Genomic DNA, 24620 nt, shown 5'->3' with positions numbered 1-24620 from the left:
GGTCGTGCGGTGACCGCGCCACCCCTGGACCCGCCCGAGACCGCTGCTCCGGCCGTGGTCGACGGTGTGTCGCCCGCCGGGTTCACGGTGCGGCTGGCCAACTTCACCGGCCCGTTCGACCTGCTGCTGCAGCTGATCGGCAAGCACAAGCTCGACGTGACCGAGGTGGCCCTGCACACGGTCACCGACGAGTTCATCGCGTACATCCGGGCCATGGGCGACGACTGGGACCTCGACGAGGCCAGCGAGTTCCTGCTGATCGCCGCGACCCTGCTCGACCTGAAGGCCGCCCGGCTGCTGCCCGCCGCCGACGTGGAGGACGAGGAGGACCTCGCCCTGCTGGAGGCACGGGACCTGCTCTTCGCCCGCCTGTTGCAGTACAAGGCGTACAAGGAGGCGGCGGCGCACATCGCCGAGCTGGAGGCGGTCGGCGGTCGCCGCTATCCACGGGCGGTCAGCCTGGAACCCCGGTACGCCGAAGCCCTGCCCGACCTGGTGCTCGGCATCGGTCCGCAGCGGCTGTTGAAGCTGGCCGTGAAGGCGATGACCCCGAAGCCGGTGCCGGAGGTCTCCATCGCCCACGTGCACATGGTCCGGGTCAGTGTCCGGGAGCACGCGGCGATCCTCGCCAACCGCCTGCGCCGCGCCGGCACGGCCACCTTCTCGCTGCTCTGCGCCGACTGCGAGGCCACCCTGGAGGTGGTGGCCCGGTTCCTCGCGCTGCTGGAGCTGTACCGGGAGGGTCTGGTGGCCTTCGTGCAGGAGCAGGCCCTGGAGGAGTTGACAGTGCGCTGGACCGGCCCGGCCGAGGGTGACACCGAGCTGCACGTCGACGAGTACGCCGGCACCCCTGCCGACCCGGAGCCCGGCGGAGCGCCACAACCGGAGTCGACGACGTCGGAGTCGGCCGGGTCGGAGTCGGCGGGCGTGGCCGGGGGGCCGGCCGGGACGGGAACGACGGAGGATGAGCGGGATGAGTGACGAGGAACGCCGGGACTCGCTTGCCGACCAGGCTGCCGCCTGGGTCCCCCCGTGGGAACGCCCCCGCCAGCCCGACCCCACCACTCCCGCCCCGTCCGAGGCAGCCGACGTCGCCTCGGCCGACGGAGAGGCCGCCGACGAACGCGACAGCGACCAGGCCGGGCCCATGGTCCCCACCGTCCCGCCGCTGACCCCTGAGGATCCTGGAAGCGAACCGCCCCCGCGGGGGCCGGAACCTTCCACGACCGCGGGGGAGACCCGAGGGGCAGACGCGACCGGCGAGGCGGGGGAGGCGGGGCGTGCGGGCGTACCCCGGGCGGTTGGGGGGCGGCGGCGGGTGACGGCCGCGCCGGAGCCCGCGCCGGAGCTGTCCGACGCCGAGCTGCGCGGGGCGCTGGAGGCGATCCTGCTTGTCGTCGACGAGCCGGTCAGCGAACTGGTCCTGGCCCAGGTGCTGGAGCAGCCGGCCGAGCGGATCGGGCCGGTGCTCGACGAGATCGCCGCCGGCTACACGGCCGCCGGGCACGGGTTCGAACTGCGCCGGGCGGCCGGCGGTTGGCGGCTGTACACCCGGCCGGAATACGCTACGTACGTCGAGCGGTTCGTGTTGGACGGGCAGTCCGTCCGGCTGACCCAGGCGGCGTTGGAAACCCTCGCCGTCGTCGCGTACAAGCAGCCCGTGACGCGGTCGCGCATCTCAGCCATCCGTGGTGTCAACTGCGACGGAGTCATCCGTACGCTGGTGACCCGCGGCCTGGTCGAGGAGTGCGGCACCGAAACGGACAGCGGGGCGTTCCTCTACCGGACGACCACGCTGTTCCTGGAGAAGCTCGGGCTGAACACCGTCGACGAACTGCCACCGCTTGCCCCTTTCCTGCCCGACGACGTAGAAGAGCTTGCCGATGCGACCCGATAACCGTTCCCCGAAACCCGACGCCCCCGTCTACGAGGGTGCCGAGCGCCTTCAGAAGGTGCTCGCCGCCGCCGGCGTGGGTTCCCGGCGTGCCTGCGAGGACCTGATCTTCCGGCGCCGGGTCACGGTGGACGGGCGGGTCGCCAAGCTCGGCGACAAGGTCGACCCGGCCACCGCGGTGATCCACGTGGACGGCGAGCGCCTCCAGGTCGACGTCCGCCTGGTCTACGTGGCGATGAACAAGCCGCGCGGGGTGGTCACCACCATGGCGGACGACAAGGGACGCAACGAGCTGTCCGACTTCATCGGTGCCCGGCTGGAGCAGCGGGTCTACCACGTCGGGCGGCTCGACGCGGACAGCGAGGGCCTGCTGCTGCTCACCAACGACGGCACTCTCGCGCACAAGCTCATGCACCCCTCGTACCAGGTGTTGAAGACCTACCTGGCCGAGGTGGTCGGGCCGATCCCGCGCAACCTGAGCAAGCGGCTGCTGGCCGGTGTCGAGCTGGAGGACGGGCCGGTCACTGTCGACTCGTTCAGGGTGGTGGACACCCTGGGTAAAAGCGCCCAGGTGGAGCTGAGCCTGCACGAGGGGCGCAAGCACATCGTCCGGCGGTTGATGGAGGAGGTCGGTCACCCGGTCACCCGGCTGGTGCGTACCTCGATCGGTCCCATCCGGCTCGGTGACCTGCGCACGGGGCGGATCCGACGCTTGACCAACGCGGAGGTCGCCGCCCTGTTCAACGCGGTGGGTGACTGACCCCGGAGTTCGGGGTACGGCAGCCGGTAGGCTCCACCGATGGCCGGAACGCGGCCGCCCGGGTGGCGTGGGTCGCCTCCGGCGGCGTCGCGCGCGGGTTCGTTAGCGCACCCGGGCATGATTGATGACGATTGACAACCGCTTGCGGCGCCAGATCACCGGGCGATCCGTGAGGTACGGGCTGAGGAGGACACGGTGGAGGAAAACGTACGGGCCGGGCGATGTGTGGTCGCTGTGGACGGGCCGTCCGGTTCGGGTAAGTCCACCGTGTCGCGGCGGCTCGCCGTGAGCATCGGTGCGCGCTACCTGGACACCGGGGCGATGTACCGGGCGATCACGTGGGCCGTGCTGCGCTCCGGCGTGGATCTCGCCGACGCCGCGTCGGTGGCGAAGGTCGCCGGCGAGGTCAACCTGCGCATCGGCACTCACCCGCAGGGGTACGCCGTGACCATCGACGGGGTGGGCGTGGACGCCGATATCAGGGGCCCGGAGGTGACCGGGGCGGTCTCCGCCGTCGCCGCCGTGCCGGCGGTCCGGGAGCTGCTGGTCGCCCGCCAACGCGAAATGATCGCCGACGCTGGTCGGATGGTGGTCGAGGGCCGGGACATCGGCTCGGTCGTGGCGCCGGACGCCGACCTGAAGGTCTTCCTGACCGCCTCCGAGGCGGCCCGCGCGGCCCGGCGCAGTGCCGAGGACGCCGCCGACGTGGCGGCCACGGCCGCCGACCTGGCCCGCCGGGACCGGCTCGACTCGACCCGCAAGGTGAACCCGCTCGCCCAGGCGCCGGACGCCGTCGTGCTGGACACCACCGAGCTGGGCATCGACGAGGTCGTCGCGCGACTGCGTGACCTGCTCGCCGAGCGGGGTGTGGCATGAGTAGCGATGGTGGCGGGTGGGTCGAGTTGCGGGAGCCCGACGTCGCCGTCGAGGAGCCGACCGGCCCGCAGCCGGTGGTGGCCGTGGTCGGCCGCCCCAACGTGGGTAAGTCCACTCTGGTCAACCGGATCATCGGCCGCCGGCAGGCGGTCGTCGAGGACGTACCCGGGGTGACCCGGGACCGGGTCCCGTACGACGCGCAGTGGAACGGCAGGTCGTTCACTGTGGTGGACACCGGCGGCTGGGAGCCGGACGCGAAGGACCGCGCGGCGGCCATCGCGGCGCAGGCCGAGACGGCGGTGCTCACCGCCGACGTGGTGCTCTTCGTGGTCGACGCCATGGTCGGCTCCACCGACGTGGACGAGGCCGCGGTGAAGATGCTGCGGCGCAGCGCCAAGCCGGTGATCCTGGTGGCGAACAAGGCCGACAACACCTCCATCGAAATGGAGGCCACGTCGCTGTGGTCGCTCGGCCTCGGCGAGCCGTTCCCGGTGTCCGCCCTGCACGGGCGTGGCTCCGGCGACCTGTTGGACGCCATCCTCGCGGCGCTGCCGGAGGCCCCGGCGATCGTCGAGAACCGTCCGCGCGGGCCACGCCGGGTCGCGCTCGTCGGCCGGCCCAACGTCGGCAAGTCCAGCCTGCTCAACCGGTTCTCCGGCGAGGAGCGGGCGGTCGTCGACTCGGTAGCCGGCACCACTGTGGACCCGGTCGACAGCCTCGCCGACATCGGCGGTCAGACCTGGCAACTGGTCGACACCGCAGGTCTGCGCAAGCGGGTCGGCAAGGCCAGCGGCACCGAGTACTACGCCAGCCTGCGCACTGCCGGCGCCATCGAGGCAGCCGAGGTGGCGGTGGTGCTGCTCGACGCCAGCGAGCCGATCAGCGAGCAGGACCAGCGGATCCTGACGATGGTGACCGAGGCCGGCCGGGCGCTGGTCATCGCGTTCAACAAGTGGGACCTGGTCGACGCGGACCGCCGCTACTACCTCGACAAGGAGATCGACCGGGAGCTGCGCCGCATCCCCTGGGCGATCCGGCTGAACCTGTCCGCGATGACCGGCCGCGCCGTGGACAAGCTGGCCCCGGCCCTCAACAAGGCCCTGGCCAGCTGGGAAACCCGGGTGCCCACCGCGCAGCTCAACCAGTGGCTGACGGCCCTGGTGCAGGCCACCCCGCACCCGGTGCGCGGTGGGCGCGCGCCGCGCATCCTGTTCGCCACCCAGGCGGGCGTTGCGCCGCCGCGGTTCGTGCTCTTCACCACCGGCCCGCTCGACGCCGGATACCAGCGCTTCGTCGAGCGCAAGCTCCGCGAGGAGTTCGGGTACGAGGGCAGCCCCATCGAGATCTCCGTCCGCCCGCGCAAGAAGCTCGGCCCCGGCGGCCGAGGCAAGGCGCACGGCTGACCTGTCACGCCGGATAAGCCGGGTGGGCCGCGATCGGCCCACCCGGCTTCTCTCTAACCCACCCTCCTAGGACGCTCTAGGGGTTGTGCGGTGGTTCCCGCCGCACACGACCCGGCTGGGGCCTGTGCGGACTGGGGAGAGCAGCTGCGCTAAGCTGTACCGGCTGTCGCAGGGGAAACCCTGCGAGGGCGGGACGTGGCGCAGCTTGGTAGCGCACTTGACTGGGGGTCAAGGGGTCGTCGGTTCGAATCCGGCCGTCCCGACACAGGTCAGAGGGCTGATCCGGATATCGGGTCGGCCCTTTCGCCGTTCTGGGGACCAAGATCAGTCACGTTGAAGCGTGCCTAGCGCTGCTTGACCGACGGTCAGGTCTGAAGTGTCCAGCCGGGACGGCTGCCGAATCGCTTGTTCTCTGGATCAAGGCGGCCCGCAAAGCGGGCCGCGCCGGCCGGCCACGCTTCGAGATTGCCAGGCCTGGAAGACCTCGGGGCTCCGCCCCGAACCCCGGCCCTCCTCAGAGATCAGCCGGCGGGTGATCCTCTCTTCCGCTTACCGCGCAGTCATTCTGCACAGGCCGCGACGATCTACGGGCCGAAGACCGGGACGTGGGCGGGCGAAATCCGGTCGCCATGGAGCTTGTTTGGCTGTTGTCGGAGGGAAGTCCGGCGCGGGCGACCGGTTCGGCGGCGGTGGCGGCAGGGCCGTCATCCAGCCCACCGTCGGCCGACGGTTCCTGCGCTGCGTTGGCAGCGCGGGCGGGAGCCAGCACCTGTAGCCGGCGGACGTCCCGGCTGGTCAGCATGCCGAGGACCGAGAGCACCACCAATGTCGCGAGGATCAGCAGTGTGTCGCGGGTGCCGATCGCAGCTGCGACTGGTCCGACCGCGACCTGACCGAGTGGGATGGCGACCCAGGATCCCAACATGTCGTAGGAGTAGACGCGGGCAAGTCGATCGGGCGGGATGTGCTGCGCGATCGACGTGTCCCAGGCGACGGCGAGCTGTTCGACGGCGATCCCGACCACCAATCCGGCCGACACCAGCACGACGACGGTGGGCGCCAAGGCCAGTCCCAACAGCAGGAACGACTCGGCGAACATGCAGACGACCCCGAGCAGCAGCAGCCGGCGCACCCGGATTCGCAGGGCGATCAACCCGCCGACGACCATTCCGGCTGTCTCCGCCCCCAACACCACGCCCCAACCGCTACGGCCGATCGTTTCGTCCGCGACAGCCGGACCGAGCACGTTCACGCCGCCGGCTAGGGCCGCGTTGAGGATCATGAAGCCGAGCACCACCACCCAGACCCAGGTCCGCGTGGTGAACTCGGTCCAGCCCTCTCGGAGGTCGGCGATGATGCTGGTGCGGGTGCTCTTCGCTGTCGGGGCGGTGACCCGGACTCCCGTGAACGCGACAGCCGCGATGGCGAAGGTGAGCGCGTCGACCGCGAGGCCCCACCCGGGCCCGACAGCGGCCACTAGGAGGCCGCCGAGCGCGGCACCGCCGATCATGCCCGTGTTGACGCCGAGTCGGATGAGCGCGTTGGCCTGCTGGATCAGCTCCGACGGCACGGTCCCCGGCGTGGCGGCGGCTGAGGCTGGCTGGGACAGGGCGCTCACGATGCCGTTGGCCGCACCGAGTGCCAGCAGCAGCGGGATCGTCGCCGTGCCGGTGAGCACCAGGGTGGCCACCGCAGCCTGGGTCAGTGCACCCAGCACATTGGAGCCGACCAGCACCAGCCGGCGCGGAATCCGGTCGGCCATCACCCCGCCGAAGAGCACGAACAAAACTGTCATCAGCGATCTCACGCCGACCACTAGGCCCAGGTCACGCACCGAGCCGGTGAGATCGAGCACGGCGAAGGCCAGTGCGATGGGAGCGACACCGTTGCCCAGCATGTTGACCAGCCGGCCAGCAGCCAGGTATCGGAACGCGCCATACCGCAGCGGAGCCAGCATCAGTCCTCCATCGGGAACAGGACAACGATGAACGTGGAGCAGTTCTCGTACCTCGCGGCTGAAACCTGCTCCCATGCCGGCAGCCTGCCCGTACCACCAAGGGAAGCGCGAGCGATTCTGCTCAGGGCATTGCCAGCTTTGTTCCGAAGTGAGGGTCCGACTGGCCTTAGCCAGCTTGGTCTCATAATCCCTCAGTCGTGCCCTGCCCGTTGCGTGCCCGTTGAGAGGGGCGCCGGGGGTCAACGGAGGTCAGCTCCTGGACGGGCGAGCCAGCATGGCGACGCAGGCCAAGCCAGATCATCGCCGAGCAGCTTCCGCTGGTGTCCACACTTCCTAAACCGTGTGCTGCGGTCATCGGGGCTGTCGGCGACTCAGGGACCAAGTGGGGACCACACGCCCTACGCGATGGTGCGCGGCACGACCTCGACTGCGCGGCCTGATCTTGGGGATAGCGTGTGTGACGTGCGTGGACGTGTGGCGAAGCGTCCTGGGGGTCAAGGGGTCGTCGGTTCGAATCCGGCCGTCCCGACGCAGGTCAGAGGGCTGATCCGGAAATTGGATTGGTCCTTTCGCCGTTTTGGGGACCAAGATCAGTCAAGTCTGTGTTGGCTTGGCGCTCTTTGACCGTCGGTCAAGCTTCAGCGGCCAGTGCGATTGTGGTCCGACAGCTGATGTGCGACGCAACTCAGCCAGGTGATATGCGACAGATCAGCAAGCTAGGAGCGACAGGGCGGTCGCTGCCACAGAGTTCTCTCACGCCGGGATGCCAGCATTCCCGGAGGTGGAGGCCCCGAGATCGGTGCAGGCATCCGTAACGGTCTTGGTCCACACCTCAGGATGGGTGAACCAGAAGTCATGCGGTACGCCAGGGACGGTTGAGAGCCTTCCGCGTGGAACCAGCGTGGCGAGCTGCGCCAGGGGCCACGACGGGCGGATGTCATCGCCGGCTGCGATGAAATGCATCGGCACGGCGCAGGCGGCCAGTCCGCGCCACAGATCGGGTTGATGAATCCATGCGGTGAACGAATCGCTGAGAGCTGCATGGACTTCGGGCACCCAGCCGATGTCGACAACGGGCTCTCCGGCCTTGCCCGCTTCGTATGCCTCGGACCAGGTGCGGTCACGCTGGGGACCTCTGCCAGCGATGCCGATCAGCGCGGTCACTCTCTCCGGATGTTCGACCGCGTAGCGCACACCCAGATCGCATCCCCACGAATGGCCTACCACGATCCAGGTATCGACACGGACCGCCTCACGGATTCCTTCAAGATCAGCAATTGCCTCTTCCATGGTGTGCGGCCGCCGCCCGAGCGACCAACGCCGCGCGGTTCGGGGTACCAGGCGCGGTGGTTCAGCGGCGAGATTTCATCCCGTTCCAGGTACTGCACACAACCCGGGCCACCAGCCAGGACGACGACGTCAGGCCCACGGCCCGTCACGCCAACGTGCAGTACAGAACCTCTTACGTCGAATGTCCGCGACTCCATAGCCGGGAAACGCTACCCACATCAGCCGTACGGATAACCACGATCAACGCGGCGAGGGCTATGGCTGGCTGGAAGCCCTCGCCCTGGAGGAACCCGCCAAAGGCCACCATGGGCCGTCCGTGGGCCAGGACCTGTGATGCGCGCAGCGGATACGGGACCCAATCGGACCTGCCGTCAGCCGAAGGCGTTCCGGGATCACGGCCGGTCGGGTGCGGTCTTCCATTTCTGGCGCTCTGGGCCCTCAATCAAAGAGCCTTCCGAGCAGGGCAGATTGGCCGGCGGCCAGAACATGTCCCTGGGCCACAGGCAGCCAGTACAGCTCGAAGCGGATCGGTTCGCTGTCGCCGTCGCCGCGTTCCACGGCGATCCACCGGTCCGGAACCTCGGCATCCTCGACGGACAGGTGGAAGAAGTGCCGCACGTGCACCGCGTCGGCGTAGGGCCGCATGTCCCACTCCGCTGCGCCGAGATACCGCTCGATGCGTAGTCCGTGCAGGGCGGTCTCCTCGAACGCTTCGCGCAGGACAGCCTGCTCCAGTAGCTCGCCCTCGCGAACCGTGCCAGCAGGGACTTGCAGGCCCGATTGATCGAACTGCTCGTCGTCGGCGTGGACGCATACCAGCAGCCGATCCCCGTGGACGATGTACGCCACAACCTTCTGCCGTCGCTCCACCGGCGGAGCCTACGACGACAGGTGCGCCAACCGCGCCCCCTAAAGGGCGTGCCCGTCACGTGCCCGATGCGGCGGCCACGCGAGGGCAGCGGCAGCCAAGAACGGACCAGGCCGAGTTCCATGATCAGCGAAGGAAGCAGGTCGTAAAGTCACCAGACGACTGTGATCGACAGTTCCTGAACCGTGGGCTGCCGTCCCCAGGTTCCGACATGTGGGGACTAGGCGGAGACCACACGTGGTACTCGATGTTGAGCGATGCGCCGTCGGGAGCACGCCTTGGTAGTGGACACAGCGTGTGTGACGTGCATGGACGCGTGCTAAAGAGTCCTGGGGTCAAGGGGTCGTCGGTTCGAATCCGGCCGTCCCGACCGGTTAACCTGGGGAGATGAAGATCTTCTCCGGTAACGGCGGTAACATTCGGTAACGGATGATCTTTGCTAGCGGTAACGGCGTGGATGGTTGGCCGTTGATGTGCCTGCTGCGCAACGCTCTGAACTGCCGCTCCATCTGCGTCCTGGATGGAGCGGCAGGTCTGCTCTTTATTGCGCGTCAAGTGCTGCAGATGTTGCTAACTGTCGCTACGTCGGATGATGCGACTCCCGATGTGCGGAGGGGTCTTCGGTGAGCCGAAGCCCGCGAGTACGCGGGGCCCCGCGGCCAGACGCCGACTTCCGACGAGGCGGTGGCTCGATCCGAGCCGGATCAAGTCGATCTTTGGCACGGTGAGCCGAGCCGGCCCCAGGCTGGCGAGGGACGACAGCGCGGATCCGGTTGCAAGACTGCGCGGCACAGCTTCGGTCCAGATTGGACGACGCTCATGCTTCGGACACTGGACCGGCTCTCTTTTGGCCCGGGATCTCGCCTGCGGAGGCGTCAGGAGCTCTGGGCTGTTCGTTCGGTCGGCCGAGGGTCCCGGGCATCGGTCGAGACCGGGACCCCCGGGATCGTTCGATGCCGCCGAGGAGTCGCTCCGCCCGGGGGTTAGGGCAACTGCGAAACCGTTGCGCAGTTGGAGACCTCGGGCGTGCCCTTCAGGCGGTCGGTAAGCCAGGTAATGGCGGTGCCCTGGTCTTTGAGCAGGGAGTCGACGTGGTTCAGGAACGGGCTTGGGCCATTGATGCCCGAGATCGGGGCGTAGACGACGTTGCCGCCGCGCTGGCACCAGTCGAGGGCCAGCTGGCGGGCCTGCGCGTGCTGGACGAGGTTGTCGTTCACGCCGGTGGCGACACGCACGATACCGGCCGGCTTCTGCGTTCCGATGCGCTGCTGCTCGATGAACGCCCGGAGCCTGGGTTCGGCCGCGATCATCGCTGAGGCGGACTCCAGGTTCTTCGTCCAGCCGTTGGTGCGCTGGTAGGAGTAGGTGGCCATCGCGTCCCATATGCACCGGGTGGTGAGGTCCTTGAGGACCGCCTTGCCGATGAAGCTGAGGTGGTTGTCCAGCACCGCCTGCAGCGACGGGTCGGACTGCGCGAACCCGTTCAGCGACCAGCCGATGGAAGCGACCAGTTCGGTGCCGTCGATACCCGACGTGACCGCGGCGAGGTCGGCCGGTACCGCGCCGGCGTAGCTCGCGCTCACGGGGACGTCCGGGGCGTAGGTCGGCTGGAGCTCGATGGCCGCGCCGACCGCCCCGCCGCCCTGGCTGAACCCGTACAGGCCGGTCGGTGAGGCGGCGGTGACGGACACACCGGGCAGGGATCGTGCGGCCCGCGCGGCGTCGAGCACCGCGTGACCCTCGTCGAGGCGGTTGACGTAGGTGTGCAACCGATCCGTGGTTCCCAGGCCGATGTGGTCGCTGACGGCGACCGCGATGCCCTTGCCCAGCAGCTGGTAGATCGCCAGATTCTCGATCCCGATCGAGAGGGTGCTGTTACCAAAGGCGATCACGTTCTGCAGGCCCAGGGAGGTGGCACACTGATCGCCCTGACCCGAGGTTCCCGGCGCGAGGACGACCAACGGGCGCGGGCCGCTGCCCGGCCAACTCGCCGACGGCTCGATGTACGCACCGGTCGCGGCGGCGGGCTGGCCGTTCGAGTCGGTGGTCTTGTACATGATCCGGGTCGCCCGTCCCGGAATGGGCCGTCCGTCCAGGCCCGGCAGCGACAGCGACAGCGGCAGCGGTTCGCTGCGTACCAGAGCCCCGTTCGCGGCGGGCAGTTGGGCGGGCGGGGAGTAGAATGCGGGAATCGTGATGCCCCGGGACACGGTGCTGGCACTGGCTGTGGCTCCGGGGAGTGCCGCCAGACCGAGTCCGACGACGACGGCGAGTGCCGCGGCGCGGGTGAGAGCGCGTGCGGACATGCGGTGACCTCCGTTGATGAGGGTGGTGGACATGACCGCAGGGTGATTCGACGTCCGAGGCGTCGAGGCCTGCGGGTGAGTTGTGAGACGGCGGGCAGACACGCGCTTCCTCGGCATGGCTCATTGCAACTGCACGCCAATGTTTCCGGCATGTGACCATTGGTCATATGACCAGTGGTCACATTAGCCCTCCGCGGCAGGGGCGACAAGAGCCTCGATCGCCTTTGTTCGATGCGTGTCAACGACTTTGGACTGTGATTCGGGTTGCTGGTCTGGCCGCTGGCCGCCCGTTGAGAGTGTCGGTAAGGACTTTGGCCGGGCTGCGGTAGCCCAGCCGGGAGTGCAGGGTTGCGGTTTGTAGAGCACTTCGATGTACTCGGCCACGACCCAACCGTGGCCGTACCGCCAATGACACGATCGGGTAGGTCGCCTTCTGCGCCTCAATCGCCGCCAGCGCACGGCTGCGGGTGCGTCCGGGTGAAAGGCCTCGGCTTAGCCGGCGGACCTCATCTTCCGGCTCTTGCGCGGGAGCATGCTCCACAGGCGACGGTGCAGACTCGTGGTCCGGGTTGTCCCGCCGCCACGCGTCGACCCCGCTGCCGAGGGTTCCGTCATGGATACCAAGATGACGGTCGCCATCCGCGACGGGACGCCCGGCGCCCGAACGAGGGCCGCCGTCAGTGGTGCTCGGCCACGGAAGGCCGTGCTTGGGAACGCGAGCTGGCCCGCCACGACGCCGGTGAAGTGGAGGTCGCGCGCGCGTGGGCGATCGCGGCGCGCCAGGCCTCGTGCTCCTGGGCGATGCTCAGTAGCTGGCGGGGCTGCCCGGCGCTGCCTCCTCGATCGCTCCATGCTCGGCGACCAGCTGTGGAAGCGGCGTTCGACGAGCTGGTAGTGGCGGCGAGCCCAGTAGTGCTGAGGACGTAGCCGTCACATGCGCGCCCGTTCGGCTCAGCCCGATGGCCACCGCACGGCGATCCACGACCCGGCTGCGGGCAAGACGGCGACCGTGCCGTCGGAGGCACTCATTGCCGCACGGGTACGCGGCTGTTGAGGAACGCGATCTGGTCGGCGACCACGCCCTCGAAGTGAGGGTCGACGTAAGGATCGAAGTGGCCGCACGGATAGGTCTCGAACACGGAATCCGGGATGCGCCGGGCGACCCAGCGTGACGCCTTCGTGGGGGTCAGTTCGTCTCGCTCCCCGGCCTGAACCAGGGTCGGGGCGGTGATGCGGTGTGCGCGCAGACCCGGCGAGTTGAACGGCATGTGCAGCAGGATGCGGGCGGCGACGCGGTTTTGCGGTAGGAAGCTGTCGACGTCCATGCCCTCGGCCAGGCGTCGCAGGATCCCGATGCCGTCGTCGTCGAGCATGACGGCGAGGGTGCCGGTGTCTCCGATTGACGGTACGTAGTACGGCGAGCGGCCGGTGAGCTGCCGTGTCAGGTCCTTGACGGCTGCGACGCCGAGGCGGGTGACGTGGCGGGCTCCCATCGCGATCGTGGCGTGCGGTCCGGAGACGTGGGGGACCTGGGCGATGACGGCGGCGAGGTCCTGGTCGTGGGCCGCGGTGTGCAGGACGTGACCGCCGCTCAGCGAGGAGCCCCATGCGACGACCCGTCCCGTGTCGACTCCGGGCAGCGTGCGCGCGTAGGCGATGGCCGCCCGCCAGTCTTGCTGTTGGCGGGACAGGCTCAGCAGCTCGCGGGGCTGGCCGGTGCTGTCGCCGAAGTGCCGGTAGTCGAAGACGAGGACGGCGTACCCGGCGTCGGCGAAGCGCTGGGCGTAGGCGTCGAGCCGCAGTGTCCGGATCGCGCCGAAGCCGTGCGCCATGACGATGACGGATGGCCGTTCGACGTTCTCGGGCCGGTAGAGCCAAGCGGCGCAAGAGTCTCGGCCTACAGGAAAAGTGACATCCGATCGTCGAGCGTCGGCAGGCGCGCCGGGCTCCGGGTTCATCGGATCTCACCGACCAGCGGGAGCCCGTCCCCGGCGCCTCCGCGGGCTCGTCCTGCGCCCCGGGCTCGCTCAACTCGCAGGCTGCGCATGTAGTCGTCGAAGTCGACCTGAATGGTGTGTCGCTTGCTGCGGACGTAGCGTTTCGCGAGTGAGGCGCGGTAGCGGTTGATCTCGGTCTCCATTGCGGCGCGGCCCGGGAGGGCGTAGAGGCCTTGCAGGTGGTCGGCGATGATCTCAGACTGGCGTTCGGCGATCGGCATGATGGCGCCGAGGGGCTGGATCAGTCCGACGAAGTACAGGTGTGGCGTGGTAGTGGAGAACATCCTCTTGTAGAGGCCGATGTCGTTGCTGTCACCGGGGTCCAGGAACGCCGGATCGAAGAATGGGAAGCTCAGCTTGTACCCGGTGCAGTAAACGACCAGGTCCGCTTCGACCCGGCTGCCGTCGGTGAACACGACAGTGTCGCGGTCGAACCGCTCGATGTTGGGCTTCGGGGTGATCGCGCCGTGGGCCAGGCGGTGCAGGATCCGGCTCGACATCGTGGGGTGGGCCTGGGCGAACTTGTGGTCGGGCGCCGGCAGCCCGTACCGGTTCATGGGGCCGGTCGTCACCTTGAAGAGCAGCCGCGCCAGCGGCCAGCGGACCGCGCCGGGGATCCACTCCTTGCCGGCGATCTGGTCGTAAGGCCGGCCGAAGACGTACTTGGGGATGATGTGCACTCCACTGCGGGCCGCCAGGTAGGTCGCTCGTGCGTGGTAGCTGGCGTCGACGGCGATGTCCATGGCGCTGTTGCCCATCCCGAGGACGACGACCCGTTTGCCCGCGAGTTGGGTCTCGCTGGAGTAGCTGTGCGAGTGAATCTGTTCGATGCTCGTCGTGTCGGAGCCGGGAAAGACCGGTTCGGGCCAGCGTGGGTCCCAGTGGTGTCCGTTCGCTACGCAGACGGCGTCGTAGCGGCGACGTTCACCTGTGGTCAGGGTGACGTCGAAGCCGCCGCCGGCCAACGGCTCGACGTGGCTCACCCCCGTGCCGAAGACGATTCGGTCACGGAAGCCGAAGTGGTCGACGTAGGCGTCGAAGTAGGCCGCGACCTGGTCGTGGCGTGCGAAGTCGGGCAGATGGTCGGGCATCGGGAAGTCGCTGAACTGCATGCGTTCCCTGGAGGTGTTGATGTGCAACGACCGGTACGCGGCAGAGACACCGTTCTTGTTGCCCCACACCCAGTTCCCGCCGACGCGGTCGGAGAGCTCGTAGCAGTCGAAGGCGATGCCGCGCTCGTGCAGTACCTTCGCGGTGGCAATCCCTGAGGAACCGGCGCCGATGATGCACGTACGGACCGGAACGGACGACATCGTCGAGCCTCCACACGATTGTGACCGGTGGTCATATGACCGGTGGTCACTGTAAAGTCTGGCCCTGTGGCGCGCAACGCTCCCCCAACACCGTCCCCTGGCCGGCGGCCTGCCCTGGAGGTGATCCGACGGGCCCCGGTCGACGCCGGGAATCGCCCGCCGTTGCTGTTCGTGCACGGCCTCGGCCACGGCGCATGGTGCTGGGAGCACTGGCTCGACGCCGCCGCGGATGCCGGTTACCCCGCCGCCGCCGTGTCACTGCGGGGCCACGCCGGAAGCGGCGGGTCGCTGCGACGGGCGACGCTTGGCTCCTACGTCGACGACGTGGTCCGGGTCGCGGCGACGTTCCCGCGCCAAGTGGTCCTGATCGGTCATTCGATGGGAGGGCTGGTGGTCCAGCGGGCGCTCGCCCGTTACGCGGCCCGGGCAGCCGTGCTGGTCGCGCCGGTCCCGGCTCAGCCAGCCGTCGGGTCCCTCATCTGCATCGCCCGGCGCCATCCCGTCGACGCGCTTCGCCTGATGCTGGGGGCAAGCCTGCCCCTTCGCCCCGACTACCTCTTCACCGGCCTTTCCGCGGCCGACGCGACGCGCCTCGCAGCGCGGTGCGGCCGGGAATCGTCGCTGGCCCAGTACCAGCTGCTCTTCCATCGACCATCGCCGCCCCCGCGCGGCAAACCGCCCGTGCTGGTCCTCGCCACCCCGAACGACCACCTCGTCCCCCTTGGCGGCATCCGGGCAACGGCCCGCCGCTACCAGGCCGAAGTGAAGGAGTTCCCCGGCATGGGCCACGACCTGATGCTCGACGCGGGCTGGGAGCGGCCCGCGGAGGCGATGCTCACCTGGCTTCAGCGAGCGCCGGCCCCGTACTGATCGGACGCGTCTGGCCGGAGGCCCCGTAGGCCGCCTCCAAGGGCGCGAGCAACCGCTCGATGGAGGCCTGCCGTTCGGCGAGGTCTGACGAGGCGAGACCAAGGACGGGATCCAGCCCCGGGTGATGAGGGGCGAGGGCAAGATGTGGCAGCAGCAGGAGCAGCCACGCCTGGATCGCGTCCAGGTCGGCGTCGGCCCGCAGTTCGCCCCGCTCACGGCCCAACTCCAACAACGGCGTGAGGACCTCGACATAGTGCCGGTTTGCGACTGCCCGGACTGCGGCCCGGGCGGTGCCCTCCGGTTCGAGGTTGACCGCGGCGGTGAAGGCGAGATCGAGAGGGTGGTCATCGAAGTAGGCAACCCAGACCCGGGTCAGTTCACGGACGGCCGCGAAGAAACCCTTGTCCCACGGCAGGTGCGGGATCTGCTCCTCCATCGCAGCCCGGATTCGCTGGCTCGCCAGCTCCGAGAGGTAGGCGTAGAGGTCGACTTTGTCGTGGAAGTACTGAAAAAGGCTGCCCTTCGACACGCCCGCGTTGCGGGCGACGACGTTCAGGCTGCCCGCCGAGAACCCGTGCTCGGCGAACTCCGCCTCGGCCGCCGCGAGCACTGCAGCGCGACGAGACTCGGGCAGCCGTTCCCACGTCGCCGTCGGCATCCTCGAGTCCTTCCTACGCACCGGTCACGTCCCTCAAGAGCGTCCCATCCGGGCACCCAGCCACCCGTGGGACCCATGCTGAGCGCGACGGACGAGAGCCCTGAACGTTGCCGCTACGTCCAAGACTATCTAGCGCTCCGCTGGGGAGCACCACTGGAGCACACCTCATCGGTGCGGTCATCTGCCTGACCGGCATCGCCGCAACAATGTACGTCCCCTTACATCTGACCAACTGCCACAATCCCGGCACGCTGACCCGGCCGCGGCTCCAACCATCCGGTAGGAGCAGGAGTCTCGGCTCCCGTCCACGAGAGCCGAGGCGCCTATGGCGAGGAAACCGCCATAGCCAGATGTTGCGGGTGCCGCCGGCGTATCACGAGCCGGCATGCCAGCCGCACGTCGTCGGAGCTGTTCGCTCTCTCGGCTCGATTGTTCGGTGAACTTCGTTGAGGACTACTGAATCCCTTCGTCGCAGCCATCGGCAGGCTGCTGGCTGTCCCGCTATCCCTTCACGTTCGGCGTTGCCCGCCCGTCCACACCGTCTCGCCCCCGCGGGCGCGCAGTGACGGGTCGGCATGCCTCCACTTGTAAAAGGACCGGCTCCTAATGACCTCGCACGCAATACGTGTCGGCACCGAAGCGGCGTCGAAGCGATGGCTCGCCCAGCAGTTCCCACACCGGGCCTGGCTCATCGCCGACCTGCAACGACGCATCAACCGTGCCCCAGACCCCATCCGCGCCTACGCTCCCAGCCCCACCGATTCGGTCAGGCGATGGAACGAACCTTGGCCCTCGACCTGTGCGACGACCCGCCGTACCGGGATCTGATCACCAGCCTCCCTGAGCCTGCAAAGCGTCGCCTGCTCACCACCGCCGGATACGCGCCCGCCACCGACGCCCCCGACGGTCCCTGGCGCTCGTGGATTCGGGTCCGAGACTCGGACGAATTTGCACCGGGTTCACGTCACGGCGGCCGGGCTCGGCATCGTGACGACAGCCCGCCACTGGTACCCATATCGGTGGATGGTTGCGTCCATGTCATGCGTCCCTTGACACGGTGTGCGCTGCTGGGTAGACGGCGTTCGTGATTGCGTCGATCTCTGTGGTGGATGTCGCCAGGAGGTGGAGGAGGGTTAGCCATGCGCATCTGCGTCGCCTGTCGAGTGGACCAGCACACCGTTGTACGTATCGGCAGTTGGGGCGTGCCGCACGGTACTCCCGGGCACCAGGTCAACTACCGCTGGAGAAGCCTGTCCGCCTGTCCTCAGTGCAGGGCCGGCCTTCTCGTGTACTTCGATCATGATTGCTTCCACCAGCCCTGGGAGGAACCGTGGGACATGGACTGGTCGTGGCCGGTCGCTGCCGACGGGGTTCAACGGTTGACGGCTGCTCTTGCCCCGTGTTCGGATCCGCTTCAGTCGTCGTGCGAATGCCCTGTGCACCGGTCGTTGCGGGACAGCATCGAGAAGGCGCTGCCGCGTGAGGTTCCGGTGACGGTCGCGCTGACTGCGGAGGGGCTGCCAGAGATTCGGTCAGCACCCATGCCGTGAGGCGGGCGCGACACGGTGACAGGACCGGAGGAAGCGATCAGACCCTGGCGGGATTCTGTGTGGGGACCCCGGTTTACCCCCGAAAACCTCGCCCAGTCGTTGACGAAGGGTGACAAAGAGCGATAAACATCCGTCGATGTCTTCGCAGCTCAGCGCTCACTTTCGGCAGCCAATGACAAGCTTCGGCCGCTCACTGTCGGTAACAAGGGGCCGTCGGTTCGAATCCGGCCGTCCCGACGCAGGTCAAAGGGCTGATCCGGAAATCGGGTCGGCCCTTTCGCCGTTCTGGGGACCAAGATCAGTCAAGTTAAAGCGTGCCTAGCGCTGCTTGACCGACGGTCAAGTCTCAAGTGTCCAGCCGGCGTGGCTGCCGAATCGTTCGCTTCCTGGATCAAGGCGGCCCGCGAGCGGGCCGTGCCGGCCGCGCTTGGCCTGCTGGCGGCGCATGCGCCGGCACCGCCGGCGCGCCGGCCGATACTCGCAGCCGCACCCGAGTACCTAGAGCCGATGCCTCCGGCGGGGATCTTCGAGAGATGGACTTTAGGCGGAGGAGCGGTTTACGTGGGCGCGGACGGGCGGCATCTCCTCTGGCGGCATCCCTAGAGTGATGGGGTGCGATTGATTCGGGGGATGGCGACCACTCTGGTTGTCGGTGCGACGTTGGGCGCCGCCGCGGCCGTCGTCAACAGTGTGCCGCTCCTGCTCGGCGAGGGCGGCAGAGCCCGTGCAGACCGGAGCGCCTGGTCGCAGACTGCGGAGTTCGCCAGCCTGATTCTCGACTCCGGTTGGGCGTGGGCCGCGATGGCTGTGGCCGTTGGTTGGCTGGTGAGCGGGGGCCTCCGACCGGTGGTTGGGGTGCTCGCAGGGGCGCTGGCAGGATGCGTCGCGCTCATCGACGCCACCATCGTCTACGACGCCGTGCCCATGCTGTTCCCGTTCCACCAAGGCTTCGCGTGGGGTCAGACGCCATTCTGGTTGGTCGCAAGCCTGGTGCTGGGATTGCCGCTCGGGGCGGTGGGGGCCACCATTCGGCGTCCTGGGCTGATCGGAGTTCTAGCGGCCCTCGTTGCTCCCATCGGTGCCGCTCTCAACATGGTGGTACTGCCACCACCAGCGGAGAGCCCTGTGGCGGAGCCGGTAGTGCTGACCGTCTGGGCGGCCGCCGCGGCGGCCACCGTTCTGGTTCTGGTGTTCGCCGTCTGTGCCCGACGGCCTGGTGATCGCAACTCCGGCACCGTCAGGTCGATCCGCCCGTTGCGCACTGACTCTGGAAGCCACGCGTGGGAGCCACCGGGGCGAACTGGACCGGACGGGGCGGGACCGATCGAGTTGCCGAGTAGACGGCCGCACAGCGGCGGCGCTCTCAGCGACGCGGAGGGGGCCGCCGAGAACAACTGGGGTTTGACTGGCAACCTCGGCCGGATCCACTGCCGGGCAAGATCGAAAAAGGCCGTCTCCGACTAGCGGAGACGGCCTTTGGACTGGGGTGGGTGGGGCTCAGGTCACCTGGTAGGGGGCTGCCATCCGATGGCCGGAGCGATGGTCTGGGCGATGGTGGTGAGGAGTCGCAGGTTTTCCTCGACTCCGAGTTGGTTGGGGATCGTGAGCAGCAGCGTGTCGGCAGCCCGCACGGCTGCGTCGTCGCTCAACCCCTGGGCGATTCTGTCGGGTTCGCCGATGAAGCTCTTGCCGAATCGTGAAACAGCGCCGCCGAGCACACCCACCTGTTCCTGGGCACTGTGGACCATGTCGGCGCCGAACATCTGACGGTCGCGCTCGGTGGTGATGGGCAGGACCGAGCGGGCTACGGAGACCCGAGGCTCACCAGTGTGTCCCGCATGCCGCCAGGCGCTGCGAAAGACGTCGATTTGTTCTGCCTGGGCTTCGGCGAACGGAATGCCGGTGTCCTCGGACAGCAGGGTGCTGCTCATCAGGTTCATTCCCTGTTCGCCAGTCCATCGGGCACTGGAGCGGGTGGACGAGCCCCACCAGATCCGTTGGCTCAACCCTTCCGAGTGCGGTTGGACGGCGAGTCCGGCTCGGACGCCGGTAGCCTTCGGATCGGTGAAGGCGACCGAGCCTCCGTCGATCGCGGTCCGGTAGCGGGCCGCGTGCTCCCGGGCCAGGTCGGCGTCTGTGCCGCCCTCCGGCGCGAAGTGCCCGAAAGACTCGTACCCGCGCAGGGCGGGTTCCTGCGATCCCCGGCTGATGCCGAGCTGGAGCCGGCCGCCGCTGATCAGATCCGCCGCAGCGGACTGCTCCGCCATCGCGAGCGGGTTCTCGTAGCGCATGTCGATGACGCCGGTGCCGAGTTCGATGCGCCGTGTGCGCGCGCCCATCGCCGCCAGCAGCGGCCACGGACTCGCGAACTGCCGCTGGAAGTGGTGAACGCGGATCCAGGCGCCGTCGATGCCGAGTTCCTCGGCGGCGACGGCCAGCTCCACGGTCTGTGTGAGAGCATCCCGCGCGGTCGGTGTGCTGGTGCCCGGGATTCGTCCGTAATGGCCGAAGCTCAGAAATCCGATGCGCTTGTTCATGCCTGTTCCACCGCCAATTCGTCGATACGAGAGGTGGCACGGTGCTGCGCGCGCTGCAGCAGCAACACCCACACCGAGATCGCGGTGGTCACCACCGCCAAGATCACCATTAGTAGCCGGAAGGTGTCCGCGTAGGGGGCAGCGGCACCGGGACCTCCGGCCGCTGCGCTGTAGGCGAGAGCGGTATCGCCTGTCGCACCGACCAGCAGGCTGCTCAGCGCGGCCGCGAACCCGGCGACGGCGAGCGTCTCGCTGCCCAACCGCGCGAAGTTCAACACCCCGGCGGCGGCACCGGCGGCCGCCGGTCGGACGGCGGCAAGAGCCTCACCATCGATGAGACCCACCGGCAGCCCCCAGCCGAAGCCGAGCAGCAGCATCGGCACGATCAGCACCGCCAACGGCATCGTCGGCGTGAAAAGCAGCATGAGCAGGTCGCCGGCGACGAGCAGGGCCAGCGATGCCCGGATGATCCGGGCCGGCGTGATCCCGGATACCCGATGGATGAGGGAGGTGGCCAGCATCGGAGCGACCAACACCGGCAGCGTGAGGAAGAGCATGTACAGCCCCGCCTGCCGGGCGTCCATGCCACGGACGGCGCTCAGCGCCACCGGCAGGTAGGTCAGCACGGCTACGTAGGCGACGGACCCGGCGACCGGAACGAGCATGGCGGCAGTGAAGGCACGGCTCCGCAGCGGCGAGAAGTCCAGAATCTTCACCCTGCCCGGCTCCTTGACCGTCTCCGACGTGGGCAGGAACCCGGTGGCCAACAGCATCAGCAACGAGACGCCACCGAGGAGGGCGAAGATGCCACGCCAGCCGACCGCGGAAACCAGGAGGCCCGCGATGGTGGGGGCGGCCGCCAACCCGACGCCGATGGTCGTACCGAGTAGCGCGAACGCCCGGGCTCGGGCCTTGCCCGTGAAGGCGTGCGAGATCAGTGCCGGCCCTCCGGTGACGATCGCCGCGGCGCCGACACCCGCCAGCACGCGGCCGATGTCCAAGATCAGCAGGTTCGGGGCGGTGAAGCTCAGCACGGAACCGGCGACCATGACGGCGTTGCCGACGGCGAAGACCCGCCGGTAGCCGAGCCGCCCGGCGACCGCGCCCCACGCGAGCGTCCCAAGCGTCACCGAGAGGTTGAAGCCGTTGACGACCCACTGCAGCCCTGCGGGCGAATCCCCCAGGTCCTCCGCGACTGCGGTGAGAGTCAGGGCGGTGCCAGCGATGCTGATCGGCATCACGAAAATTGCCAGCAGGACAATGGGCAGGACCAAGTTCGCCTTGGTCGGCCTGGGTGAAGCCACGATTGACACTCCTCCTAGGTACGAGATATTTCGTACCAAAGAAGAGCACGGAGCTGAGGTACGATGCAAGTCGTACCTCAGGAAGGGCTACGTGATGGAGACGACACACCCTGCGACAGCAGACCTGGATCTGGGTTCGATCCTCCAGGCGCTGGCTGATCCTCACCGTCGGCGGGTCATCGCCGAGCTCGCCGCTGACCGGAGCGACCCCGAGCGGACCTGCCACTCCTTCGGCCTGCCCGTCTCCAAGCAGACGTCGACGTACCACTTCAAGACCCTGCGTGCCAGCGGCCTGATCCGGGATTTCAACTACGGCAACCGGAAGGGCATCAGGCTGCGACGCGCCGACATCGACGCCCGCTTTCCCGGGCTGCTGGACCTGCTGGCTGCAGAGCACAGTCGGACCCGGCAACGGGCCGAGACCACGCCATGAGGGAACTAAATTGATCTTCAACATGTTCGGCGCGGGCGGGGGTTCGTGGTCTTCGTCGCGGGCCAGGCGGAACTGGGTGTAGGCGGCGTCGCCGTCGACCACCGCTGCGTCGATCCCGGCGGCACGCGCCGCGTCGGCTTCGAGAGCGAAACGGTCATCGGCCGGCGGGGCCGTAGGGGGGTTGCGGGACCAGCAGCGTCATCCCGGCATCGTGCGCGGGTTACGACCACCGGTCGCCGAGGCCGGCGCACCCTTGGCCCGCTGGATCTGCGCGTAGACGTGGGTCCGCAGCTCGGTGAACCGGGGCAGCGCCCGGGTGGTGAGCTGATCGCGCTCCCGCGGAAGGTCGATCACGAGGTCTTCCTGCACCCGGGTCGGCGAGTGGGACAGGACGAGCACGCGCTGGCCCAGATACACGGACTCGTCGATGTCGTGCGTCACGAAGACAGTGGAGATGCCGCGGTTCAGGTGCAGGTCGCGTACGAGGTCCTCCAGGTCCGCGCGGGTCTGCGCGTCCACCGCCGCGAACGGCTCATCCATGATCAGCACTTCGGGCCGGTACGCGATGGCGCGCGCGATGGCCACCCGTTGCTGCATCCCGCCGGAGAGCTGCCACGGATGGCTGCGTGCCGACTGCGGCAGTCCGACCGCGTCGAGGGCGTCGGCGACCCTCCGGTCGCGTTCGGCGCGGGAGAGCTTCTTGTGTCGAAGGGGAAGCTCCACATTGCCCCGGACCGTCAGCCAGGGATAGAGGCTACGGCCGTACTCCTGGAACACCACTGCCATCGCCGGGCTCGGGCCCGTCACCGCAGATCCCTCCATCTCGACGAGGCCGCTGGTGGGCCGGAGCAGTCCGGCGAGGCATTTCAGGAGGGTGGTCTTTCCGCAGCCCGACGGGCCGACGACGCACAGCAGTTCGCCGGGCATCATGGTGAAACTGAGATCCCCGATCGCCTCGACCTCGCCCCGGCCGGAGGCGTAGACCTTCCGCAGGTGCTCGACCCGCAGCAGCGGGCTTGCGTCAGGCACGGGTGACCTCCTTCATTCCGTGGTACCAGCGCAGGACGCGGCGTTCGACGACGCCGAAGGCCACGGCGAGGAGGACGCCGATGAGGCCGAGCAGGAGGATGCCGCTCCACATCTCGGCGATGAGGTAGTTCCGCTGGAAGTAGGCGATCCGGTAGCCGAGGCCGGCCGAGGACGCGAACATCTCCGAGATGACCATGAGGATCAGGGCCACCGAGAGTGCCTGCCGTACGCCGGTCATGATGCGCGGACTCGCCGCCGGGAGGATCAGCAGCCACACTCGTTCCCACCAGGAGATCCGGTACGAGTCGGCGGTCTCCAGCATCACGCTGTCGGTCGCCCGGACGCCCTCGATCGTGTTCAGCAGGATCGGCCAGATCGCGCCGGACACGATGACGACGACCTTCATGGTGTCGGTGATGCCGAGCAGTAGCATCGCGACCGGAATCAGCACCGGTGGCGGAATCGCGCGGAAGAACTCCAGCAGCGGTTCGAGGATCTCGCGTAGCGGGCGGAACCGGCCGATGAGGACGCCGGCGGCGACGCCGAGCACGATCGACGCGAACAGGCCGGCCAGCAGCCGGTACACGCTCGGCAGCACGTCGTCGACGAACGCCGGGCCGATCCAGGTCTGCCGGAACGCGTCGAGGAGCGGGCGGGGGCCGACGAGGAACCGGTTGGCCGACCGGGTGGACCAGACGGCCCAGAGCCCCACGGCCAGGACGGGAAGCCCGACCGCGTACAGGACGTCCTCGGCGACCCGGACGCCGAGGCCGCGAAGGGCGGTCCTGCCCGCACCGAGGGCGGTCATCGCGTTGCCTCGTCCGCGAGCACCGACTGGTGCCAGGCCAACGAGCGGCGTTCGGCGAAGCGGAACACGACGTTCACCACCACGCCGAGGAGCCCGGTGACCACGACGAGGGCGTACAGGCCGACGGCGTCCCCGGCGGAGCGCGACAGCTCGATCATGCGTCCGAGGCCGGGGTTGCCGATCACCATCTCCGCGGTGACGGCCAGGATGAGCGCGACCGTCGCGGCGAGGCGCAGGCCGGTCATCAGGTACGGCAGAGCGGTCGGAAGGACGAGATACCGCAGCCGCTCGTAGCGGGTGAGGCCGAAGCTCCGCGCGGTGTCCCGGGCGACCGTGTCGACGTCGGCGACACCGTAGATCACCTGCACGAACACCTGCCAGAACGCCGCGTAGACGATGATGACGAGTGCGGCGCGCATCTGCAGGCCGAACATCAGCACGGCGAGGGGAATCAGCGCGACCGACGGTACCGGCCGCAGGAACTCGACTGTCGTGTGCGTGGCGCGACGCAGGAACGGCACCAGCCCGACCACCGTCCCCAACCCGACCGCGGCGAGCGTCGCCACCGTCAGGCCGATGGCCCACGACGTCATGGTGAGCCGGAGCCGCCGCCAGAACGCCAGGTCGCGGACCTCGTGGAACAGCCGTCCGAACACGTCGGTGGCGTACGGCAGGTCGTGCCGGTCGACCAGCCCCAGAGCCGGGAGCAGCTGCCAGACGGCGAGGAACCCCAGCAGGCCGACGGCGCCCAGCAGGATCTTGCGCAT

Annotated in this window: 20 protein-coding genes and 1 tRNA gene; 9 read left to right on the top strand and 12 right to left on the bottom strand. The window is 68.6% G+C overall.

The features are described from left to right. Positions 1 to 24: 24 nt before the first annotated feature. From AB0N27_RS27945 to AB0N27_RS27920, 6 genes are all read left to right on the top strand, one after another. Positions 25 to 981 (top strand): segregation/condensation protein A, encoded by a 957-nt coding sequence (locus tag AB0N27_RS27945; RefSeq protein WP_364376075.1) that lies wholly within the window; start codon positions 25 to 27, stop codon positions 979 to 981. Further along, positions 974 to 1897: an SMC-Scp complex subunit ScpB gene (scpB, locus tag AB0N27_RS27940; protein WP_364375998.1), complete on the top strand. Its 924-nt coding sequence runs from the start codon at positions 974 to 976 to the stop codon at positions 1895 to 1897. The genes AB0N27_RS27945 and scpB overlap by 8 nt, the downstream gene beginning before the upstream one ends. Beyond that, complete coding sequence (locus AB0N27_RS27935; protein ID WP_364375994.1) at positions 1884 to 2654, top strand: pseudouridine synthase; 771 nt, start codon at positions 1884 to 1886, stop codon at positions 2652 to 2654. Before scpB ends, AB0N27_RS27935 begins: the two co-directional genes overlap by 14 nt. Positions 2655 to 2849: 195 nt before the next feature. Next, positions 2850 to 3530 (top strand): (d)CMP kinase, encoded by a 681-nt coding sequence (gene cmk, locus AB0N27_RS27930; RefSeq protein WP_364375991.1) that lies wholly within the window; start codon positions 2850 to 2852, stop codon positions 3528 to 3530. Further along, the gene (der, locus tag AB0N27_RS27925; protein WP_364375988.1) at positions 3527 to 4933 is read left to right on the top strand and encodes a ribosome biogenesis GTPase Der; all 1407 of its coding nucleotides are present in this window, start codon (positions 3527 to 3529) and stop codon (positions 4931 to 4933) included. Before cmk ends, der begins: the two co-directional genes overlap by 4 nt. A 189-nt stretch (positions 4934 to 5122) precedes the next feature. Continuing rightward, positions 5123 to 5196: transfer RNA gene (locus AB0N27_RS27920), tRNA-Pro, on the top strand. A 251-nt stretch (positions 5197 to 5447) separates the two neighbouring features. On the opposite strand, the gene AB0N27_RS27915 is transcribed toward AB0N27_RS27920, so the two are convergent. From AB0N27_RS27915 to AB0N27_RS27890, 6 genes are all read right to left on the bottom strand, one after another. Next, positions 5448 to 7133, bottom strand: a complete 1686-nt coding sequence (locus tag AB0N27_RS27915; protein ID WP_364375985.1) for an MFS transporter — start codon at positions 7131 to 7133, stop codon at positions 5448 to 5450. Positions 7134 to 7643: 510 nt separating this feature from the next. Further along, positions 7644 to 8180, bottom strand: a complete 537-nt coding sequence (locus tag AB0N27_RS27910; RefSeq protein ID WP_364375982.1) for an alpha/beta hydrolase — start codon at positions 8178 to 8180, stop codon at positions 7644 to 7646. 438 nt (positions 8181 to 8618) lie between these two features. Continuing rightward, complete coding sequence (locus tag AB0N27_RS27905; RefSeq protein ID WP_364375979.1) at positions 8619 to 9050, bottom strand: NUDIX domain-containing protein; 432 nt, start codon at positions 9048 to 9050, stop codon at positions 8619 to 8621. Positions 9051 to 10031: 981 nt separating this feature from the next. Further along, positions 10032 to 11387: a lipase family protein gene (locus tag AB0N27_RS27900; protein ID WP_364375976.1), complete on the bottom strand. Its 1356-nt coding sequence runs from the start codon at positions 11385 to 11387 to the stop codon at positions 10032 to 10034. Positions 11388 to 12379: 992 nt separating this feature from the next. Continuing rightward, positions 12380 to 13312, bottom strand: a complete 933-nt coding sequence (locus AB0N27_RS27895) for an alpha/beta fold hydrolase (RefSeq protein ID WP_364375973.1) — start codon at positions 13310 to 13312, stop codon at positions 12380 to 12382. Then, positions 13309 to 14664 carry an NAD(P)-binding domain-containing protein gene (locus AB0N27_RS27890; RefSeq protein WP_364375970.1) on the bottom strand — a complete coding sequence of 452 codons (1356 nt, stop codon included), beginning with the start codon at positions 14662 to 14664 and terminating at the stop codon, positions 13309 to 13311. The genes AB0N27_RS27895 and AB0N27_RS27890 overlap by 4 nt, the downstream gene beginning before the upstream one ends. Before the next feature lie 162 nt (positions 14665 to 14826). On the opposite strand from AB0N27_RS27890, the gene AB0N27_RS27885 reads away from it, so the two are divergent. Further along, on the top strand, positions 14827 to 15534 hold the full coding sequence (locus AB0N27_RS27885) for an alpha/beta fold hydrolase (RefSeq protein ID WP_364375967.1): 708 nt from the start codon (positions 14827 to 14829) through the stop codon (positions 15532 to 15534). On the opposite strand, the gene AB0N27_RS27880 is transcribed toward AB0N27_RS27885, so the two are convergent. Further along, the gene (locus AB0N27_RS27880) at positions 15500 to 16192 is read right to left on the bottom strand and encodes a TetR/AcrR family transcriptional regulator (protein WP_364375964.1); all 693 of its coding nucleotides are present in this window, start codon (positions 16190 to 16192) and stop codon (positions 15500 to 15502) included. The genes AB0N27_RS27885 and AB0N27_RS27880 overlap by 35 nt on opposite strands. A 2180-nt stretch (positions 16193 to 18372) precedes the next feature. On the opposite strand from AB0N27_RS27880, the gene AB0N27_RS27875 reads away from it, so the two are divergent. After that, on the top strand, positions 18373 to 19206 hold the full coding sequence (locus AB0N27_RS27875; protein WP_364375961.1) for a hypothetical protein: 834 nt from the start codon (positions 18373 to 18375) through the stop codon (positions 19204 to 19206). 38 nt (positions 19207 to 19244) lie between these two features. Here AB0N27_RS27875 and AB0N27_RS27870 read toward each other — a convergent pair whose 3' ends face one another. Then, entirely contained in the window at positions 19245 to 20279 is a 1035-nt protein-coding gene (locus AB0N27_RS27870; RefSeq protein ID WP_364375958.1) for an LLM class flavin-dependent oxidoreductase, read from the bottom strand. Then, on the bottom strand, positions 20276 to 21652 hold the full coding sequence (locus AB0N27_RS27865) for an MFS transporter (protein ID WP_364375955.1): 1377 nt from the start codon (positions 21650 to 21652) through the stop codon (positions 20276 to 20278). The genes AB0N27_RS27870 and AB0N27_RS27865 overlap by 4 nt, the downstream gene beginning before the upstream one ends. 25 nt (positions 21653 to 21677) lie before the next feature. On the opposite strand from AB0N27_RS27865, the gene AB0N27_RS27860 reads away from it, so the two are divergent. Further along, a complete protein-coding gene (locus tag AB0N27_RS27860) occupies positions 21678 to 22016 on the top strand; it encodes a helix-turn-helix transcriptional regulator (protein ID WP_364375952.1) in 339 nt (112 codons plus the stop codon). 198 nt (positions 22017 to 22214) lie between these two features. On the opposite strand, the gene AB0N27_RS27855 is transcribed toward AB0N27_RS27860, so the two are convergent. From AB0N27_RS27855 to AB0N27_RS27845, 3 genes are read right to left on the bottom strand one after another with little or no spacing between them, the layout of a single operon-like run. Further along, positions 22215 to 23045: an ABC transporter ATP-binding protein gene (locus tag AB0N27_RS27855; RefSeq protein ID WP_364375950.1), complete on the bottom strand. Its 831-nt coding sequence runs from the start codon at positions 23043 to 23045 to the stop codon at positions 22215 to 22217. Then, complete coding sequence (locus AB0N27_RS27850) at positions 23038 to 23853, bottom strand: ABC transporter permease (RefSeq protein ID WP_364375946.1); 816 nt, start codon at positions 23851 to 23853, stop codon at positions 23038 to 23040. The genes AB0N27_RS27855 and AB0N27_RS27850 overlap by 8 nt, the downstream gene beginning before the upstream one ends. After that, complete coding sequence (locus AB0N27_RS27845) at positions 23850 to 24620, bottom strand: ABC transporter permease (RefSeq protein ID WP_364375943.1); 771 nt, start codon at positions 24618 to 24620, stop codon at positions 23850 to 23852. Before AB0N27_RS27845 ends, AB0N27_RS27850 begins: the two co-directional genes overlap by 4 nt.

This window comes from Micromonospora sp. NPDC093244 (assembly GCF_040683695.1).
Classification (GTDB): domain Bacteria; phylum Actinomycetota; class Actinomycetes; order Mycobacteriales; family Micromonosporaceae; genus Micromonospora.
The sequence above is the reverse complement of the archived record's forward strand: the minus strand, read 5'-3'. Positions and strand labels throughout refer to the sequence as shown.

What these genes read in the sequence shown, in the direction of transcription:
- scpB (WP_364375998.1), top strand. Translation starts at nt 974, where the DNA reads ATGAGTGACGAGGAACGCCGGGACTCGCTTGCCGACCAGGCTGCCGCC.
- AB0N27_RS27935 (WP_364375994.1), top strand. Translation starts at nt 1,884, where the DNA reads ATGCGACCCGATAACCGTTCCCCGAAACCCGACGCCCCCGTCTACGAG.
- der (WP_364375988.1), top strand. Translation starts at nt 3,527, where the DNA reads ATGAGTAGCGATGGTGGCGGGTGGGTCGAGTTGCGGGAGCCCGACGTC.
- AB0N27_RS27910 (WP_364375982.1), bottom strand. Translation starts at nt 8,180, where the DNA reads ATGGAAGAGGCAATTGCTGATCTTGAAGGAATCCGTGAGGCGGTCCGT.
- AB0N27_RS27900 (WP_364375976.1), bottom strand. Translation starts at nt 11,387, where the DNA reads ATGTCCACCACCCTCATCAACGGAGGTCACCGCATGTCCGCACGCGCT.
- AB0N27_RS27895 (WP_364375973.1), bottom strand. Translation starts at nt 13,312, where the DNA reads ATGAACCCGGAGCCCGGCGCGCCTGCCGACGCTCGACGATCGGATGTC.
- AB0N27_RS27890 (WP_364375970.1), bottom strand. Translation starts at nt 14,664, where the DNA reads ATGTCGTCCGTTCCGGTCCGTACGTGCATCATCGGCGCCGGTTCCTCA.
- AB0N27_RS27880 (WP_364375964.1), bottom strand. Translation starts at nt 16,192, where the DNA reads ATGCCGACGGCGACGTGGGAACGGCTGCCCGAGTCTCGTCGCGCTGCA.
- AB0N27_RS27875 (WP_364375961.1), top strand. Translation starts at nt 18,373, where the DNA reads ATGGCGACCACTCTGGTTGTCGGTGCGACGTTGGGCGCCGCCGCGGCC.
- AB0N27_RS27870 (WP_364375958.1), bottom strand. Translation starts at nt 20,279, where the DNA reads ATGAACAAGCGCATCGGATTTCTGAGCTTCGGCCATTACGGACGAATC.
- AB0N27_RS27860 (WP_364375952.1), top strand. Translation starts at nt 21,678, where the DNA reads ATGGAGACGACACACCCTGCGACAGCAGACCTGGATCTGGGTTCGATC.
- AB0N27_RS27850 (WP_364375946.1), bottom strand. Translation starts at nt 23,853, where the DNA reads ATGACCGCCCTCGGTGCGGGCAGGACCGCCCTTCGCGGCCTCGGCGTC.
- AB0N27_RS27845 (WP_364375943.1), bottom strand. Translation starts at nt 24,620, where the DNA reads ATGCGCAAGATCCTGCTGGGCGCCGTCGGCCTGCTGGGGTTCCTCGCC.